This window comes from Streptomyces macrosporus, from assembly GCF_039533145.1.
Taxonomy (GTDB): Bacteria; Actinomycetota; Actinomycetes; order Streptomycetales; family Streptomycetaceae; genus Streptomyces; species Streptomyces macrosporus.
The window spans coordinates 29,156-47,625 of record NZ_BAAASZ010000051.1 but is presented as its reverse complement, the minus strand read 5'-3'; the positions used below and the strand labels follow the sequence as shown (position 1 = coordinate 47,625).

At 74.3% G+C, this 18,470-nt stretch carries 13 protein-coding genes and 1 pseudogene; 11 read left to right on the top strand and 3 right to left on the bottom strand.

Going from position 1 to position 18,470, the window contains the following annotated elements:
- Positions 1-56: 56 nt before the first annotated feature.
- Together ABD335_RS27830 and ABD335_RS27825 are read right to left on the bottom strand one after the other, a co-directional pair.
- Positions 57-317, bottom strand: a complete 261-nt coding sequence (locus tag ABD335_RS27830) for a hypothetical protein (RefSeq protein ID WP_344328438.1) — start codon at positions 315-317, stop codon at positions 57-59.
- Positions 302-1,485 (bottom strand): annotated as a pseudogene (locus ABD335_RS27825) (tetratricopeptide repeat protein). The gene ABD335_RS27830 and the pseudogene ABD335_RS27825 overlap by 16 nt, the downstream one beginning before the upstream one ends.
- Positions 1,486-1,716: 231 nt before the next feature.
- On the opposite strand from ABD335_RS27825, the gene ABD335_RS27820 reads away from it, so the two are divergent.
- Positions 1,717-2,580 (top strand): class I SAM-dependent methyltransferase, encoded by an 864-nt coding sequence (locus ABD335_RS27820; RefSeq protein ID WP_344328437.1) that lies wholly within the window; start codon positions 1,717-1,719, stop codon positions 2,578-2,580.
- Positions 2,581-2,653: 73 nt separating this feature from the next.
- Here the strand turns inward: ABD335_RS27820 and ABD335_RS27815 are convergent, their stop codons facing one another.
- A complete protein-coding gene (locus ABD335_RS27815; RefSeq protein WP_344328435.1) occupies positions 2,654-4,588 on the bottom strand; it encodes an NAD-binding protein in 1,935 nt (644 codons plus the stop codon).
- 70 nt (positions 4,589-4,658) lie between these two features.
- Between ABD335_RS27815 and ABD335_RS27810 the strand changes: the two genes are divergently transcribed.
- The 10 genes from ABD335_RS27810 to ABD335_RS27765 all read left to right on the top strand — a co-directional run bounded on the left by ABD335_RS27810 (position 4,659) and on the right by ABD335_RS27765 (position 18,447).
- A complete protein-coding gene (locus ABD335_RS27810; RefSeq protein WP_344328434.1) occupies positions 4,659-5,348 on the top strand; it encodes an SDR family oxidoreductase in 690 nt (229 codons plus the stop codon).
- Positions 5,345-6,370, top strand: coding sequence for a methionine synthase (locus ABD335_RS27805; RefSeq protein ID WP_344328432.1), 1,026 nt, complete (start codon positions 5,345-5,347; stop codon positions 6,368-6,370). Before ABD335_RS27810 ends, ABD335_RS27805 begins: the two co-directional genes overlap by 4 nt.
- Before the next feature lie 21 nt (positions 6,371-6,391).
- Positions 6,392-8,566, top strand: a complete 2,175-nt coding sequence (ligA, locus tag ABD335_RS27800; RefSeq protein ID WP_344328923.1) for an NAD-dependent DNA ligase LigA — start codon at positions 6,392-6,394, stop codon at positions 8,564-8,566.
- 213 nt (positions 8,567-8,779) lie between these two features.
- Positions 8,780-10,963 carry a putative bifunctional diguanylate cyclase/phosphodiesterase gene (locus tag ABD335_RS27795; protein ID WP_344328430.1) on the top strand — a complete coding sequence of 728 codons (2,184 nt, stop codon included), beginning with the start codon at positions 8,780-8,782 and terminating at the stop codon, positions 10,961-10,963.
- Between the two features lie 220 nt (positions 10,964-11,183).
- A complete protein-coding gene (gatC, locus tag ABD335_RS27790) occupies positions 11,184-11,480 on the top strand; it encodes an Asp-tRNA(Asn)/Glu-tRNA(Gln) amidotransferase subunit GatC (protein ID WP_031505700.1) in 297 nt (98 codons plus the stop codon).
- A 5-nt stretch (positions 11,481-11,485) separates the two neighbouring features.
- On the top strand, positions 11,486-12,988 hold the full coding sequence (gatA, locus tag ABD335_RS27785; RefSeq protein WP_344328428.1) for an Asp-tRNA(Asn)/Glu-tRNA(Gln) amidotransferase subunit GatA: 1,503 nt from the start codon (positions 11,486-11,488) through the stop codon (positions 12,986-12,988).
- Entirely contained in the window at positions 12,985-13,227 is a 243-nt protein-coding gene (locus ABD335_RS27780) for a hypothetical protein (protein WP_344328427.1), read from the top strand. Before gatA ends, ABD335_RS27780 begins: the two co-directional genes overlap by 4 nt.
- Positions 13,228-13,254: 27 nt before the next feature.
- On the top strand, positions 13,255-14,763 hold the full coding sequence (gene gatB, locus ABD335_RS27775) for an Asp-tRNA(Asn)/Glu-tRNA(Gln) amidotransferase subunit GatB (protein WP_344328425.1): 1,509 nt from the start codon (positions 13,255-13,257) through the stop codon (positions 14,761-14,763).
- A 355-nt stretch (positions 14,764-15,118) separates the two neighbouring features.
- Complete coding sequence (locus ABD335_RS27770; RefSeq protein WP_344328423.1) at positions 15,119-15,331, top strand: hypothetical protein; 213 nt, start codon at positions 15,119-15,121, stop codon at positions 15,329-15,331.
- Between the two features lie 77 nt (positions 15,332-15,408).
- Entirely contained in the window at positions 15,409-18,447 is a 3,039-nt protein-coding gene (locus tag ABD335_RS27765) for a helix-turn-helix transcriptional regulator (protein ID WP_344328922.1), read from the top strand.
- Positions 18,448-18,470: the final 23 nt, after the last annotated feature.

The window sequence follows — 18,470 nt, the reverse complement described above, 5'->3', positions numbered from 1 at the left end:
GAAGCCGCCGTCCGCCGCGATCCGCGACCGCGTGCGGCCCCCTGCCGGGGAGCGGTTCACATCCGGCGGCGCAGGAGGAAGTCCAGCGGCGTCCGCAGGTCGTCGAGCGGTCGCGGCGCCGGCGGCACCGACTCCGGACAGGCGTGCACCGCGGCGATGTGGCGGCGCGCCTCGGCCGGCGCGGCCGAGCGGCCACCCGCCTCCTCGATCAGCGAGGCCGCCCGGCGGGCGCCGTCGCGGTCGAGGGCGTCCGCGGCCTCCAGGAGGTCGACGAGCCGTCGGGCGGCCGGGCCGTCCGCGCTCAGGGCGGCCGGCACCGGCAGGGTCGTCGTGGACGAGCGAGAAGGTGTGCGCCGGCTCCACCGCGACCGCGCCCGCCGCGCCCGGGGCGCCGACGGCCTCGGCGCCCCNNNACGGCCTCGGCGCCCCGGGCGCGGCGGGCGTCTGGCGCAGTCCCTTGCCCGTCGCGCCGGAGGCGGGCGCGCCGCCCACCTCGCACCAGCCCAGGGAGTACGCGGCCATCTCGGCGGGCCAGGTCGGCGGCCGTCCCGGCGCGGTCGCGGCCCAGCCGGGCCAGGTCGGCGGCCGTCCCGGCGCGGTCGCGGCCCAGCCGGGCCAGGGACTTGACCGACCCCAGCCGCGCGAGGGCCTCGCCCCGCGGCTCGCCCGTGTCCCGGAACTCCGCGAGGGCCTGTGCGTACATCCCGCGGGCCTCGGCGTACCGGGCGGCGCGGTACAGGACGTTGCCCCGCATCTTGTGGTTGTGGGCCGGCGCGCCGGCCGGGTGCATCTCCCGGCAGGTCGCCTCCGCCTCGCTCAGCGGCTCCAGGGCGCGGTCGGTGTCCCCGTCGCGGGCGGAGAGGATGTCGGCCGTGCCGCGCAGGGCCCAGGCGTGGCCCCGCCGGTCGTCGGCCCGCGCGGCTGTCTCGGCCGCCTCGGCGAACGGCGCGTACGCCGAGTCGTGGGAGCCGTGGTTGCGGTGCATCTGCGCGATGCCCTCCAGCGCCCACACCGTGTGCCGTGCCTCGCCCCTTCTGCGCGTCTCGGCCAGGAGCTGTTCGTGCAGCGCTCCCACGGCCTCGTGGTCGCCCTGGACGCGGCCGGTCTCCGCCGGACCCGCGAGCGAGTACCCGCGCGCCACGACGTCCCCGCCCCGCTCGCCGAGTTCGGCCGCGAGGAAGAGCAGCCGCCAGGAGAGGTCCAGGGCGCCGCGCTGCCGTGCCAGGGTGCCGCCGCTCCACAGCGCTCACGCCATGGCGGCGCGGTGTCCCCGGCCGTGCGGGCGGCGCGGTAGCTCGCCTTCCAGGCGCGGTCGGCCTCGGCCGCGTTGCCCAGCCTGCGGTGCGCCCCGGCGACCGCCGGTCCCGAGCGCGCCACCTCGCCGGCGGCTCCTTCCCGCTCCGCGGCCCTCAGCCGTTCGGGGCCCGCTTCGAGCGGCACGAGTATGAAGTGCGTGTATACACTGCGCGTATACGCGGAGTGTATAGCGGGGCGGACGGGACCGCCGAACCCCCCGGGGGATGCGGGCCGGTCCCGTCGAACGCCTCGCGGGGACCAGGACGTGTGCCGCGCGGAACGGGTTGTCTCCGGGGGAGGACGGTCCGTGCCCGGCAGACGGGGGAACGCACTCGTTCGGAGCAGTGGAGGGGTGCGGTGGGGGCGTCCCGCCCATACTGGCGCCACCGGCTCGTCACCCGAGCGAACACGGAGGTGCCCATGCGAACCGCGCTCCCCTCCCGACTCTCCCGGAACCGCGCCAGCCTCGCCCACAAGGCGCGCTACGCGCTCCACCACCCCGAGCGGATTCCCGCCCATCTGCGCCGGGCCGCCCGGGACGCCTGGCTGTGGGCGAGGCACCGCGACCACATCGCGTACTACCGGGCCGTGATGGCCTCCGACGCGGCCCGCAGCCCGGAGGCGGCGGTCGGCGGGAAGCCGTCCCCCGAACGCTGGCTGGCGATCGGGCGGATGCAGTTCGACTACCTGGTCGCGCACGGCCTGAGGCCCGAGGACCGGATGCTGGAGATCGGCTGTGGCAACCTGCGGGCGGGCCGGCTGTTCATCGAGCACCTGGAGCCGGGCCACTACTACGGCATCGACATATCGCCCGACATCCTCCTGGAGGCCAAGCGGACCCTCGTGCGCCACGGGCTCCAGGACAAGCTGCCGTACCTGGCGATCACCGACGACCTGACCTTCGACTTCCTGCCCGAGGGGTACTTCACGGTCGTCCACGCCCACAGCGTCTTCTCCCACTCGCCGCTGCACGTCGTCGACCAGTGCCTGGAGAACGTGGGACGGATCCTCGCGCCGGGCGGCTTCTTCGACTTCACCTTCGACCGCACCGAGGGCCGCGAGCACCACGTGCTGCGCGAGGACTTCTACTACCGCACCGAGACGCTGACCGACCTCGCCGCCAGCCACGGCCTCGAAGCGCGCTTCATGGACGACTGGGAACGGCTCCCGCACGGCCAGTCCAAGATCCGCGTCACCCACCCGACGCCGGCGCCGTCGGAGGACCGCGCTCCGGGCGACGGCGACGACGCGGGCGAGAGCGAGAGCGCGGGCGTGCCGGGCTGAGACGCGCGCCGGAGGACCGGTCGCGCGCCGGCGCACGGGGCCGGCGACGGCCGGTGACGCGGACGGGCCCGGTTCACGGCGCGGGCGCCGGGGCGTCCGCGTCCGCGCCGCGCGGGTCGCCGCCCGCCAGCAGGACGCCCAGGCCCTCGCGGGTGGCGGCCACCACCACGCGGTCGCCCGCCGTCATCACGTAGCCGTCGTGCAGCCGCCAGGCCAGGTCGCCGGTGAGGGTGTACGTCGGAGAGTCGGGCGAGAAGGTGCCCAGGTCGGCGCGGCGGCGGTCGGGCGGGGCGGTGTCCAGGGCCAGGATCCGCCAGGCGCCGGGGCGGAACGCCTCGCCGACGGTGCGTCCCTCCAGCAGCCGGTTGCCCGCCACCGACACCACGGCGAAGACCAGCACCCGACGGCCGACCGGTATGGCGCCCAGCACCTGACGCCCCATCATGGCCCCGGCGAAGGCCGGGGCCGCCAGCGCCGAGACGCTGCGGCTGTGGGTCTGGGCGGTGGGGTAGGTGTCGCGCAGGGTGCGGTAGACGGTGGCGGCGAACTCGTCGTCGAACAGGCGCATCACCACCCGCAGGCCGGGATTGACCTGGCGGGCGTAGAGCGTGGCCTCCAGATTGGTGCCGCTGTCGCTGGTGAGGGCCAGCAGCGCCCGGCTGCGGGCGATCCCGGCCTCCTCCAGCACGCCGCCCTCGGTGACGTCCGCGATCAGGGTCGGCACCCGCCGGGCGCGGGCCACGGCGATGCCCCGCGCCTCGGGATCGCGCTCGATGCACACCACCGGAATGCCCATCTCCAGCAGCCGGTCCAGCACACGGGTGCCGACCTTGCCCAGGCCGAGCAGGACGACGTGCCGCTCGATGCCGCGCGGCGGGGGCGGCAGGGTGGCCGCCTGGCGGAAGGTGCCGTAGCTCTCCAGCACCACGGCGAACAGCAGCGGCAGCAGCGCCGTTCCGGCGAGGGCGCCCAGCAGTTGCAGGACCTGCTCGCCGGTGGACTCCCCGACGGCCGGGTCGTTGATCGACAGGACGTTGAGCAGCGTGACGTACGCGGCGTGCAGGGGGAGTTCGCGGGTGACGTACCAGTTGGCCGCGGCCAGCAGCGCCACCACGGCGGTGAGGGCGATCAGGGAGGCGCGCAGCCGCCGGGAGAAGAAGGTGCCCACCGGCAGCCGGGGGACGCGGGCGGGGAGGCTCGGCCCGCCGGGGCGGCTGGTGATCGCCTCCAGCATGACCGTGCCGCGCTCGGGCGGCAGCCCCGCCAACTCGCGGGGGTTCGGGAGGAGGGTCGGGCCGTCGCGGTCTCCGGGGGCGGTGTAGACGTCGCCCTCGTCGGCGTCCGGGGTGTCGGGCAGCAGCGCGAGGGTGCACAGCGGGTCGCGGCGGTCGGCGGTGCCGATGGTGCGGTCCTTGGCCCGCAGCAGCAGCCCGTCCGCCTGGATGATCTTGTCGCTGCCGACCACCGCCGCCGCCACCAGGGAGGGGGCGGCGGTGTCGGCGTCGGAGAGGACGGTGGTGGAGGCGTCCACGGCCGTCTGGTCCAGGCCGGGGACGCGGGCGGTGATCGTCCGGTCGAGCAGGTCCTCCAGGTAACGGCCCAGGGTGCGGTTGAACATCCGGATGACCAGGCGCAGTTCGGGGTTGATGCGGCGGGCGCGCAGCGCGGTGTGGATGTTGAGCTGGTCGTCGCCCGAGGTCAGCGCCAGCGCGGCGGCGTGCTCGATGCCCGCCTCGCGCAGGGCGGCGTCGTCCGGCACCTGGGCCTCCACCGCCCGTACGTCCAGCAGCGGATCGCCGACCAGCGCGGCGATCTGCGGGCCCTGGTCGCCGCCGCGCAGCGAGGGCAGCACGACGGTGACCCGCTGCCGGTAGACGGAGGCGAGTTCCCGCACCAGCCGCTGGGCCAGGGAGTTGTCGCCGCAGACGACCATGTGGCCGGCCGGGGCGGGCGCGGGAGGACGGCCGGGGGAGGGGAGGCGGGGGGTCGGAGGGGTGGAGGCGGCCATGGTCCGCATTGGACCACGACGGACGGCGCCGTGCCCGGCACGGGTGACGACGGATGGGACGATGGAGTCCATGGGAACGCATGTGATCACCGGGGCGGGCTCCGGCATCGGGGCCGCGATCGCCGAGCGGCTGAGCGAGCGCGGCGACGAGTTGTGGCTGCTGGCGCGGGACGCGGGACGTGCCAGGGAACTCGCCGAACGCTTTCCCGGCGCCCGCACCCTCGTCGGGGATCTGGCCGAGCCCGAGCGCCTGTCGTGGGCGCTGTCCCACCAGGAACTGCCGCAGGAGGTGGACTCCCTGCTGCACGTCGCCGGGGTCGTGGAGCTGGGCGCGATCGGGGAGCTGACCCCGAAGATCTGGAACGCCACCCTGGCGGTCAATCTGGTCGGCCCGGCCGAGCTGACCCGGCTGCTGCTGCCCCAGCTCCGCCTGGCACGCGGCCACGTGGTCTTCGTCAACTCCGGCGCGGGCCTGAACGCCAACGCCGACTGGGGCGCGTACGCCGCCAGCAAGCACGGACTGAAGGCGCTCGCCGACTCGCTGCGCGCGGAGGAGAAGGAGAACGGGGTGCGCGTCACCTCCGTCTACCCGGGCCGCACCGCCACGCCGATGCAGGCCAAGGTGCACCGGCAGGAGGGGAGGGAGTACGACCCGGAGCGCTGGATCCCCGCGGAGGCGGTGGCGACGACGGTGCTGACGGCCCTCGACCTCCCCGCCGGCGCGGAGATCACCGACCTGAGGGTGAGGCCGTCGGCGTGAGCGAGCACGTGTGGGGCCGGGCCGCCGCCACCGGGATCGGGTCGATGCCCGGCACGGACGCCCGCGAGGCGGCGAGGATCGTCACCGGCGTCCTGGAGGAGTTCCCGTACCTGCCGGAGCTGCCCGCGCGCGGACCCGGCGCGGACCTGATCGGGCGGACGGCCGGGCTGCTGGTGGAGCTGTACGCCCGCCTGGAGCCCAGCGGCTGGCGGGTCGGCGACGCCCCCGGACGCGACACGCGGCGCGCCCGGTCCTGGCTGGGCGAGGACCTGGACGCGCTGGAGGAGTTCACCCAGGGCTACACCGGGGCGCTGAAGGTCTCGGCCGTCGGGCCGTGGACGATGGCGGCGTCGCTGGAGCGCCGGAACGGCGAGGCGATGCTCGGCGACGCCGGCGCCTGCCGCTACCTGGCCGAGTCCCTGGCCGAGGGGGTGCGGAACCACCTGGCCGAGGTGCGCCGCCGGGTGCCGGGCGCGACGGTGGTCCTCCAGCTGGACGAGCCGTCCCTGACCGCCGTGCTGACCGGGCGGGTGCCCACCGCCAGCGGGTACCGCACCCACCGGGCCGTGGACCGGGCCGTCGTGGAGCAGGCCCTGCGGCAGGTGGTCGAGGCGGCCGGGGAGGCGACCGGGGGCGGCCCCGTGGTGGTGCACTCCTGCGCGCCCGGGGTGCCCTTCGCGCTGCTGCGGCGGGCGGGCGCCACGGGCATCTCCTTCGACCTCTCGCTGCTCACGGAGCGTGACGACGAGGCGATCGGCGAGGCGGTCGAGGGCGGCACGGCGCTGTTCGCCGGGGCCGTGCCCGCGACGGAGACGGCCTCGGGGGGATTGTCGGACCCGGCCGGTAGCGTCATGGGTGTCAGAACGCTGTGGCGCAGGTTGGGGCTGGGACCGGAGCTGCTCGCGCGGTCGGTGGTGGTCACGCCCGCCTGTGGGCTGGCGGGCGCCTCCCCCGCGTACGCGCGGGCCGCGCTCGAACACTGCGTCCGGGCCGCACGGTCGCTCGCAAACGACCCTGAGTGACGGGAGACTGGTTTCGTGGAGATGAAGAGCCCGGACAGCGCGGCGCGCGAGAGGCACGCGAGGCTGGCTCAGGAGATCGATGAGCACCGCTTCCGGTACTACGTGACCTCGCCCGTCATCAGCGATGCCGAGTTCGACGCCCTGATGCGCGAGCTCCAGGCGCTGGAGGAGGAGTACCCGGAGCTGGCCGGCCCCGACTCGCCGACCCAGAAGGTGGCGGGCGCGTACGAGACGGAGTTCACCTCCGTCCGGCACCGCGAGCGGATGCTGTCGCTGGACAACGTCTTCGCCGACGCCGAGCTGGACGGCTGGGCCGACCGGATCGCGCGCGAACTGGGCGACGTCCCGCACCACTTCCTGTGCGAGCTGAAGGTGGACGGGCTCGCCGTCAACCTGACGTACGAGCACGGCAGGCTGACCCGGGCCGCGACGCGGGGCGACGGGCGCACCGGCGAGGACATCACGCCCAACATCCGCACCATCCCGGACGTCCCCGAGCGGCTGCGCGGCGAGCGGATCCCCGAACTGGTGGAGATCCGCGGCGAGGTGTTCATCCCCATGGAGCACTTCGAGCGGTTGAACGCGCGGCTGGTCGAGGGGGGCAAGCCGGCGTTCGCCAACCCGCGCAACGCGGCGGCCGGCTCGCTGCGCCAGAAGGACCCCAGGGTCACCGCGGAGCGCCCGCTCCACATGGTGGTGCACGGCATCGGCGCCCGCGAGGGCTTCGACATCGACCGGCTGTCGCACGCCTACGAGCTGTTGCGCGAGTGGGGGCTGCCGACCTCCCCGCACGCCAGGGTGGTCGACTCCATCGAGGGCGTGCGGGAGTTCATCGCCCACTACGGCGAGCACCGCCACTCGGTGGAGCACGAGATCGACGGGGTCGTCGTCAAGCTGGACGAGATCCCCCTCCAGGGGCGGCTGGGCTCCACCTCGCGGGCGCCGCGCTGGGCCGTGGCCTGGAAGTACCCGCCGGAGGAGGTCAACACCAAGCTGCTGGACATCAAGGTGAGCATCGGCCGCACCGGGCGGGCCACGCCGTTCGCCGTGGTGGAGCCGGTGACGGTGGCGGGCTCCGAGGTGGAGTTCGCCACCCTCCACAACCAGGACGTGGTGAAGGCCAAGGGCGTGCTGATCGGGGACACGGTCGCGCTGCGCAAGGCGGGCGACGTCATCCCCGAGATCCTGGGTCCGGTGGCCGACCTGCGGGACGGCAGCGAGCGGGAGTTCGTGATGCCCGCCGACTGCCCCGAGTGCGGCACCCCGCTCAAGCCCGCCAAGGAGGGGGACGTCGACCTGCGCTGCCCCAACGCCCGTTCCTGTCCGGGGCAGTTGCGCGAGCGGCTGTTCTACCTCGCGGGCCGCAAGTGCCTGGACATCGAGCACTTCGGGTACGTGGTGGCCACCGCGCTCACCCAGCCGCTGGAGCCGGCCGAGCCGCCGCTGCGGGACGAGGGCGACCTGTTCGACCTGACCCTCGAACAGTTGCTGCCCATCAAGACCCACGTCCTGGACCCGGACAGCGGCCTGCCCAAGCGGGACCCGAAGACGGGCGAGGAGAAGGTCGTCACCCTCTTCGCCAACCTCAAGGGCGAGCCGAAGAAGAACACCCTGGCCATGCTGGAGAACATCGAGGCGGCCAAGCGGCGTCCACTGGCCCGGATCATCACCGGCCTGTCGATCCGTCACGTCGGCCCGGTGGCGGCCGAGGCGCTGGCCCGGGAGTTCCGCTCGCTGGACCGGATCGCCGCGGCGTCCGAGGAGGAGTTGGCGGCCACCGAGGGGGTCGGCCCGACCATCGCCGCCTCGCTCAAGGCGTGGTTCGCCGAGGACTGGCACCGCGAGATCGTCGAGAAGTGGCGGGCCGCCGGGGTCCGGATGGAGGAGGAGGGCGGCGAGGCGGAGGGGCCGCGTCCGCTGGAGGGCGTCACCGTCGTCGTCACCGGAACCCTCCGGTCGTACACGCGAGATGGCGCGAAAGAGGCCCTCCAGAGCCGGGGGGCGAAAGTGACTGGTTCTGTTTCAAAAAAGACCGGATTTGTTGTGGCGGGCGACAGTCCTGGATCGAAATATGACAAGGCCCTGCAGTTGAAGGTGCCGATCCTGGACGACGACGGATTCGCCGTCCTCCTGGAGCGGGGACCCGAAGCGGCACGGGAGGTCGCCGTCGTTCCCGCGGAAACCGCGGCGGAGTAGGCGGCAGTCCCACGCACCGTCAACCCCTTTGGAACGAAGTGCCGTTGACGAGTGATGGCACGGAACCGCGCGGCGCTTATCAGACGGACGCGATCGACCGGTCGGCATTCGGGCAACCCCGATCGATCACTGCCCCTGACGGCCGTCCGCGCCCTAGTGTTGAGGGGTGCGCCTGCCGTGGCGTGGGCACCGACGGCTGTGAGAGGGACGCGCATGCAGCAGAAACCCCGGGACCGGGGACGGCAGTGGCTCCGCCACGGGCACCCGCGGACCCCGCCGGGCGACGGCTCCGACGTCGCGCCCTGGCTGCAGCGTGCCATCTCCCTGGAGGTCCCCGGACTGGCCCACGCCGTCGTCGCGGTGGCCGGCGCCGCGCTGGGCATCGGCGTCTGGCGGGTGGTGTCCGGGGGGTACGCGCTCTTCCCCAACGGCGTGGTGGGCTGGTCCTTCGCCCTCCTCACCGGCCTCATCGTCGGGCACCTGGTGGCGCTCGGCCGCGACCGCTGGTGGGGCGGCACCGGTTCCGGTGCCGCCCTCACCATGGCCATCCTGCTGCTGTACGGCTGGACGCCCGCCACCCTGGTCAGCCTCGCCGTCGTGGTGCTGGTCGGCGCGGCCCGGCGGCACAGCTGGCGGCAGGCCCTGCGGCACGGGGCGGTGGACATCCTCGGCATCGGCTCCTCCGCCCTCTGCCTCGCCGCCTTCGGCACCCGCCCCTCGGTGGAGCACCCCTGGACACCGGCCGAGTGGAGCCCGAGCACGCTCCCCGAGGTCCTCCTCGCCGCCTTCGCCTACCTGCTGGTCACCCGCGGACTGCTGTGGTACCTCACGGCCCCGCGGCAGGAGGGGCTCCCCACCGTCGCCCGCACCGCCCTGCTGCGGCAGGGACTGATCGCGGTCGCCCTGCTGGGCATCTCCCCGCTGATCGTCGTGGTCGCCGCCCACACGCCGCTGCTGCTGCCGCTGTTCGCCGTGCCGCTGGTCGCGCTCGACTCCGCCCTGTGGATCGCCCGCGCCCGCGCCGAGGAACAACTCCGCGACCCGCTCACCGGCCTCGCCAACCGCCAGTGGCTCCTGGAGCGCACCTGGTCCGCCCTGGACGAGGCCGACCGGCTGGGCGCGCGCTCGGCCCTGGTCCTGATAGACCTCGACCGGTTCCGCTCGGTCAACGACACGCTCGGCCACCTCGCGGGCGACCGGCTGCTGCTCCAGATCGCCGACCGGCTGCGGACGGCCCTGCCCCACGGCGCCGAGGTGGCCCGGCTCGGCGGCGACGAGTTCGCCGTCCTGCTCCCTCTGGCCGACTCGCCCACCAGCGCCCAGCGCGTCGCCCGCGCGCTCGTCTCCGCGCTCGGCTCGCCGCTCGACCTGGACGGGCTGACCCTCGAACTGGAGGCCAGCGCGGGGGTCGCGGTCTTCCCGGACCACGCCGGCGAGGCCGAGGGCCTGCTGCGCCGCGCCGACGTCGCGATGTACCAGGCCAAGCGCGACCGCAGCGGCGTCGAGGTCTACGAGGCCACCCGCGACGGCAACACCCCCGACCGGCTGGGCCTGCTGGGCGACCTGCGCCGGGCCCTGGACGCGGGCGAGGTGGAGCTGCACTACCAGCCCAAGGTCAACTTCGACGGCTCCGTCTCCGGCCTGGAGGCCCTGGTCCGCTGGGTGCACCCGGAGCGGGGCAGGGTGCCCCCGGACGAGTTCATCGCCATCGCCGAGACCTCCGGCCTGATGCCGCGCCTGACCGACTACGTGCTGGAGACCGCCCTCGCCCAGGTCGCCCGCTGGCGCTCCCAGGGCCTGAGCGTGCCGGTCGCCGTCAACGTCTCGCCTCGCGACGTCCACAGCCCCGGCTTCGCCGGGTCCGTCGCCGCCCGGCTGGCCCGCCACGGCGTCCCGGCCGCGGCGCTGCAACTGGAGATCACCGAGCACGTCCTCCTGGAGGACCCGCAGCGGGCCGCGGACACCCTGGCCGCGCTCACCGGCCACGGCGTGCGGATGTCCCTGGACGACTTCGGCACCGGCTACTCCTCGCTGGTGCACCTGCGGCGGCTGCCGGTGAGCGAGCTGAAGATCGACCGCTCCTTCGTGGCCCGGCTGGCCGTGGACGCCGAGGACGCCGAGATCGTGCGCTGCACGGTCGACCTCGCGCACTCCCTCGGCCTGTTCGTCGTCGCCGAGGGCGTGGAGGACGACGAGACCTGGGAACGCCTGCGCGACCTGGGCTGCGACGCCGTGCAGGGCTGGCTGGTCTCCGCCGCGATGCCCCCGGCCGAGACCACCTCCTGGCTGCGGACGCGCGACGGGGTCCCGCCGCCGGTGGAGAGGACGCCCCCCGTGCTGCGGGGCCCCGGCGGGAAGGGCGGCACCCGACGCTCCCACGGACAACCCGCGCGGTAGCCCCTCGCCGGCCGGTGCGGAGGCTCGGCGCGGAGGCGCGAGCGGAGGCCCGGGAACGAGCGGTACGGCGGGAGGACGGGGAGCGGGCGTGGTGGCACCGGACGACCCCGTGTGGTAGTGCTGTGCGCCCACGGCGCCGAGCGCCATAGGATTGGGGCGGACCGCAGGAAGAGTCCGAGAAGCCCCGAAAGATCCACCACTCACCCCGAGGAATCGCTGCATGCCTGGCATCACGCGCGAGGAGGTCGCCCACCTCGCCCGGCTGGCGCGTCTGGAGCTGAAGGACGAAGAGCTCGACCACTTCGCCGGACAGCTCGACGACATCATCGGCGCGGTCGCCCGCGTCTCCGATGTCGCCGACGAGGACGTACCGCCGACCTCCCACCCGCTGCCGCTGACCAACGTCATGCGCCCGGACGAGGTCCGTCCGTCGCTGACCCCCGAGCAGGCGCTCTCCGGCGCCCCGGCCCAGGAGCAGCAGCGTTTCAAGGTGCCGCAGATCCTGGGGGAGGAGTGACCGACGTGACCAACAACAGTGACCTGATCAGGCTCACCGCGGCCGAGATCGCCGAGCGGATCGCCTCCGGCGAGACCAGCGCCGTGGAGGTGGCCGAGGCCCACCTCGCCCGGATCGAGGCCGTGGACGAGAAGGTGCGCGCCTTCCTCCACGTGGACCGCGAGGGCGCGCTGGCCCGCGCCCGCGCCGTGGACGCCAAGCGCTCGCGCGGCGAGAAGCTCGGCCCGCTGGCCGGCGTCCCGCTCGCGCTCAAGGACATCTTCACCACCGAGGGCGTTCCCACCACGGTCGGCTCCAGGATTCTCGAGGGCTGGATCCCGCCGTACGACGCCACGGTCACCAAGCGGCTCAAGGCCGCGGACGTGGTGGTCCTGGGCAAGACGAACATGGACGAGTTCGCCATGGGCTCCTCCACCGAGAACAGCGCCTACGGCCCCACCGGCAACCCGTGGGACCTCACCCGCATCCCCGGCGGCTCCGGCGGCGGCTCCTCCGCGGCCCTGGCCTCCTACCAGGCCCCGCTGGCCATCGGCACGGACACCGGCGGCTCCATCCGCCAGCCCGCGGCCGTCACCGGCACCGTCGGCGTCAAGCCGACCTACGGCGCCGTCTCCCGCTACGGCATGGTCGCCTTCTCCTCCTCCCTGGACCAGGGCGGTCCCTGCGCCCGCACGGTGCTGGACGCGGCCCTGCTGCACGAGGTGATCGCCGGGCACGACCCGATGGACTCCACCTCCATCGACGCCCCCGTCCCGCCGGTGGTCGAGGCCGCCCGCAACGGGAACGTGAAGGGGCTGCGCGTCGGCGTGGTCAGGGAGTTCTCCGGCGAGGGCTACCAGGCCGGGGTCGTGCAGCGCTTCACCGAGTCGGTGGAGCTGCTGCGCGAGCTGGGCGCCGAGATCGTCGAGCTGTCCTGCCCGTCCTTCGACAAGGCGCTCGCGGCGTACTACCTGATCGCCCCGAGCGAGGCGTCCTCCAACCTGGCCCGCTTCGACGCCATGCGCTACGGCCTGCGGGTCGGCGACGACGGCAACCACTCCGCCGAGGAGGTCACCTCCCTCACCCGCGAGGCCGGCTTCGGGCCCGAGGTCAAGCGCCGCATCATGCTCGGCACGTACGCGCTCTCCTCCGGCTACTACGACGCCTACTACGGCTCCGCCCAGAAGGTGCGCACGCTCATCAAGCGCGACTTCGACGCGGCCTTCGAGAAGGTGGACGTGGTGGTCTCGCCGACCACCCCCACCACCGCGTTCCCCATCGGCGAGCGCGTCGACGACCCGATGGCCATGTACCTGGCGGACCTGTGCACCATCCCGGTCAACCTGGCCGGCAACGCGGCCATGTCGCTGCCGTGCGGCCTGGCGCCCGAGGACGGGCTGCCGGTGGGCCTGCAGATCATCGCCCCCGCCATGGCCGACGACCGGCTGTACCGTGTCGGTGCCGCGGTCGAGGCCGCCTTCCAGGCACGGTGGGGCCACCCGCTGCTGGAGGAGGCACCCGCGCTGTGAGCACGCTGAAGAAGGCCAAGGGGTTCAAGAAGAGCAAGCCCGGCCTGTACCTGTCCATCGGCACCTCGCTCTTCGGCGCCTTCGGCGTCGTCAAGCAGGTGCAGCTCGCCCGCCGGGAGAGCGACAAGCTGCAACTCCTGGACGCGGTCGTCTCCGGCGCCGCGATCCTCACCAGCGTCGCCATCCTCGTCCGCGAACTGCGCCGCCTGGACATCGACGACGTCCTCGCCGACGACTGACCGCAGCGCCTGAAAGGTTTGCTTTCCGTGACTGTCACTGAACTGGTGTCGTACGAGGACGCGCTGGCCTCCTACGACCCCGTCATGGGCCTGGAGGTCCATGTCGAACTGGGCACCAGGACCAAGATGTTCTGCGGCTGCTCCACAGCGCTGGGCGCCGAGCCCAACACGCAGACCTGCCCCGTCTGCCTGGGTCTGCCCGGCTCCCTGCCGGTGGTCAACGCGACCGCGGTGGAGTCCACCATCAGGATCGGTCTCGCGCTGAACTGCGAGATCGCCGAGTGGTGCCGGTTCGCCCGGAAGAACTACTTCTATCCGGACATGCCGAAGAACTTCCAGATCTCCCAGTACGACGAGCCGATCGCCTTCAACGGCCACCTGGACGTCCAGCTGGAGGACGGCGAGGTCTTCCGCGTGGAGATCGAGCGCGCCCACATGGAGGAGGACACCGGCAAGTCCACGCACATCGGCGGTGCCACGGGCCGCATCCACGGCGCCTCGCACTCGCTGCTGGACTACAACCGGGCCGGCATCCCCCTGGTCGAGATCGTCACCAAGCCCATCGTCGGCGCCGGGGAGCGCGCGCCCGAGGTGGCCCGGGCGTACGTCGCCGAGCTGCGCGAGCTCATCCGGGCCCTGGGGGTCTCCGAGGCCCGGATGGAAATGGGGCAGATGCGCTGCGACGTCAACCTGTCGCTGCGTCCGAAGGGCACCGAGACGTTCGGCACCCGCTCGGAGACCAAGAACGTCAACTCGCTGCGCAGCGTCGAGCGGGCCACCCGCTTCGAGATCCAGCGCCACGCCGCCGTGCTGGACGCGGGCGAGAAGATCGTCCAGGAGACCCGCCACTTCCACGAGGACACCGGCACCACCACCTCCGGCCGCGTCAAGGAGGAGGCGGAGGACTACCGCTACTTCCCCGAGCCGGACCTCGTGCCCGTCGCCCCCGCGCGCGAGTGGGTGGAGAAGCTGCGCGCCGAGCTGCCCGAGCTGCCGCGCGTGCGCCGCAACCGGCTGCGCGAGGAGTGGGGCATCTCCCAGCACGAGATGCAGTCCGTGCTCAACGCGGGCGCCATCGACCTGATCACCGCCACCATCGACGCCGGCGCCCCGGCCGACCAGGCCCGCAAGTGGTGGATGGGCGAGCTGGCCCGCCGGGCGAACGAGCAGGGCACCGAGCTGTCCGCCCTGCCCATCACCCCGGCCCAGGTCGCCCGGGTGTGCGCCCTGGTCGCCGAGGGCTCCCTCAACGACAAGCTCGCCCGTCAGGTCATCGAGGGCGTCCTCGCGGGCGAGGGCGAGCCGGACGAGGTCGTGGAGAAGCGCGGTCTGAAGGTCGTCTCGGACACCGGCGCCCTGAGCAAGGCCGTGGACGAGGCGATCGCCGCCAACGAGGCGATCGCCGAGAAGATCCGCGGCGGCAAGGTGCAGGCGGCGGGCGCGCTCGTCGGCGCCGTGATGAAGGCCACCCGCGGCCAGGCGGACGCCGCCCGCGTGCGCGAACTCATCCTGGAGAAGCTGGGCGTCCAGGGCTGACGCCCGCCCGCTTCCCCCGCTTCCCCCGCGGCCCCCGCGCCCCGTCCGGGCGCGGGGGCCGCGCCGTGTCCGCGCCGTGTCCGCGCCGTGTCTGGGCCGTGTACGCGCCGCCTCCGAGCCGTCTTCGAGCCGTCTCCGAGCAGGGCCTAAGGCACCTCAGACCCGCGCGGGCGGGAGAGGGGCGACCGTACCGGTCCCCCGGCGGAACGGGCCTCCTCGTCCTTGCGATCTAAGGCTTCCGGCACCGCGAACATCGGGCATGCTCCCGATGTGGCCGCCTCACCTGGGAGACGAAGGTGGAGTCGTCCGCGGACAGCGGACGAGGAATCCACCGCCGAGACCCCGGAGGGCCGGAGTGTTCGACCACCAGATACACGGACTGCGCGCCGCCGAACTCCGCCGCGAGGCCGAGCGGGAACGCCTCGCGCGCGAGGCCGTCGCCGCCCGCCGCCGGCAGCGCGGCAAGGAACGGGACGGCAGGCGACAGGGAGAGGACCGCGGAAGGCCGGCGGGGGCGCGCGAGGGGCGCACCGGCAGGGGCCCGGGGCGAGGGAGCCGGACCGTCTGACCCCGTGCCCCCGTCGGGAGGACGGTGCCGGTGGAATGCCGGTGAAACACGGTGCCGCGCCGCCCGACACCTGTGCGATGCTCGGCGCCGTGGACAGTGCCAGAGTGAGCCCGGTGTTCGTCGGCCGCGGGGACGAGTTGACCGCCCTCGTCGTCGCGCTCGCCCGTGCCGCCACGGGCGAGCCGCAGGCGGTCGTGGTGGCGGGCGAGGCCGGGGTCGGCAAGACGCGGCTGCTGGAGGAGTTCCTGACCGCCGCCCGCGCCGCCGGCGCGGTCGCGGCCGTCGGCGGATGCGTCGAGATCGGCGCCGACGGCCTGCCGTTCGCACCGGTCTCCACCGTGCTGCGCTCCCTCCACCGCCGGCTCGGGGAGGAGCTGACGGCCGCCGCCGCGGGGCAGGAGGGCGAACTGGCCCGCCTCCTGCCCGAACTGGGCGAGACCACCCGCGAGTGGCACGAGGAGGACGGCCGGGCCCGGCTGTTCGAGCTGACCGCCCGGCTGCTGGAGTCGCTCTCCCGGGAGCGGACGCTCGTCCTCGCCGTCGAGGACCTGCACTGGGCCGACCGCTCCACCCGCGAACTCCTGGCGTACCTGTTCCGCTCCCTGGACCGCGCCCGGCTGGTCATCGTCGCCACCTACCGGTCCGACGACATCCACCGCCGCCACCCGCTGCGCCCCTTCCTCGCCGAACTCGACCGGCTGCGCACCGTCCGCCGGATCGAGCTGCCCCGGCTCAGCCGGGAGGAGGTGCGGGCGCAGATGGCCGGCATCCAGGGCGTCGAGACCCCCGAGCACGGCCTGGTGGAGCAGGTCTTCGAACGCTCCGAGGGAAACCCCTTCTTCGTGGAGGAGTTGACGGTCGGCGGCACCGCCTGCGGCATCAGCGACTCGCTCCGCGACCTGCTGCTGGTACGGGTCGAAGCGCTGCCGGAGACCGCCCAGCAGGTGGCCCGGATCGCCGCCGAGGGCGGCTCCGAGATCGAGCACGCCCTGCTCGCCGCGGTGGCGCGGCTGCCCGAGGACGAGCTGATCGAGGCGCTGCGGGCCGCGGTGGGCGCCAACATCCTCGCCCCCACCCAGGACGGCGACGGCTACCGCTTCCGGCACGCGCTGGTGCGCGAGGCCGTCTCGGAGGACCTGCTGCCCGGCGAACGCGTCCGCCTCAACCGCCGCTACGCCGAGGCGCTGGAGGAGGACCCCTCCCTCGTCCGCACCGACGAGCGCGCCGCGCGCCTGGCCAGCTACTGGTACGCGGCGCGCGACGTGCCCAGGGCGCTGCCCGCCGTGCTGGACGCGGCGGTCGCCGCCCGGCGGCGCTACGCCTACGCCGAGCAACTGCGGCTGCTGGACCGGGCGTTGGAGCTGTGGGAGGAGGCGGACCCCGAGACCCGCCGCGCCCTGCGGTCCTTCGCGCACACCGACGTGTACCCGGCCTGCGACCGCGAGGACGAGACGCTGCGCTACCTCGACCTGCTGGCCGAGACGGTGAGCGCCGCCCAGCTCTCGGGGGAGCGCAAGCGGGCGCTGGCCGTCGTCAAGCGCGCCCTGCGGATGCTGGACGAGAACAGGGAGCCGCTGCGGGCGGCCTGGTTCTGGACACAGCGCTCCAAGCTCGCGCAGAGCACCGGGCAGGGCGACGGCTGGGAGGAGCTGGGCCGGGCGCAGGAGTTGGTGCGCGGCCTGCCGCCCTCCCCGGTGCACGCCGAGGTCCTGGCCAACGCCGCCGCCTGGGGCTCCACCCACGAACCCGGGCCGGAGATCTTCACCACCGCCCAGCGCGCGGTGGAACTGGCCTCCCTGGTGGGCGCCGAGAGCATCGAGCTGCACGCCCGGCTCACCCTGGGCAGCCTGCGGGTCTTCTCGGGCGACGTGGACGGCGGGCTCGTCGAGATGGCGGAGGTCGCCCGGTGCGTCGTCGAGCGGGGCGAGGTCGGCGTCATGGGGCGCTGCCACGTCAACCTGTCCTCCGCGCTGGAGGGGGTGGGCCGCTCCGAGCAGGCCGTGGAGGTGGCCGAGGAGGGGCTGCGGGTCGCCCACCGCTTCGGGCTCCGGGACACCCGGGCGTGGCTCCGGAACAACATGGCCGAGTCGCTGGTCGCCCTGGGACGCTGGGAGGAGGCCGACGCCGCGCTGGCCGCCACGCGCAGACTGGAGAGCAGCGCCCGGCCGCGCGGTTCGGCCGCGCTCAAGAAGGCCCATCTCGCCCTCCGCCGGGGCGACGTCGACCAGGCCGCCCGGCAACTGGCCGAGGCGTGGAAGCACCACGGCACGCACGATCCACAGCCGCAGTACACGATCCCGCTCGCCCGTCTGGAGATGGAGATCGAGGCGGCGCGCGGCCGGCCGCTCCAGGCCCGGCGCGTGCTGGAGGAGGCACTGGACCGCGGCTTCCCGCTCTCCACCGAGCGGTACGCCTGGCCGCTGCTGTACTCCGCGCTGGCGGTCGAGGCGGACGCGCGCGGACTGCCCGCCGCGGAGCCGGGGAGGGCCGAGGTCCTGGAGCGGATCCGCCGGGCGGCCGGGGAACTGCCGCGGCTGGTGCCGGTGTGGGCCGCCCACGGGCTGATGGTGGACGCCGAACTGCTGCGGGCCCAAGGGCGCGACGACCCGGACCGCTGGGCCGAGGCGGTGGCCGCCTTCGAGAGGCTGTCGCGGCCCTTCCGACTGGCCCAGGCGCGGTACCGCCGGGCGGAGTCCCTGCTCGACACGGGCGGGGACCGCGAGGAGGCCGCCGACCTGCTGACGAGGGCGCACGCCACGGCCGTGCGGCTGGGCGCCGTGCCGCTGCGCGAGAGCGTCGAGCGGCTGGCGGGGCGGGCCCGGGTCGTCCTCGGTGCCGCCCGCGGCGGGACCGGCGCCCCGCAGGAGCCGCCGGCCGACCCGGTGGAGTCCTTCGGCCTCACCCCCCGCGAGCGGGACGTGCTGCGCCTGGTCGCGGCGGGGCGCAGCAACCGTCAGATCGCCGAGGCGCTGTTCATCTCGCCCAAGACGGCCAGCGTGCACGTCTCCAACATCCTGGCGAAGCTGGACGTCTCGGGGCGCGGCGAGGCGGCGGCGATGGCGCACCGGCTGCGGTTGGTGGAGCCGGCGGACGAGGCCGGCCGCGCGGCGGTGTGAGAGCGGCGGTGCGAGGGGCCGGG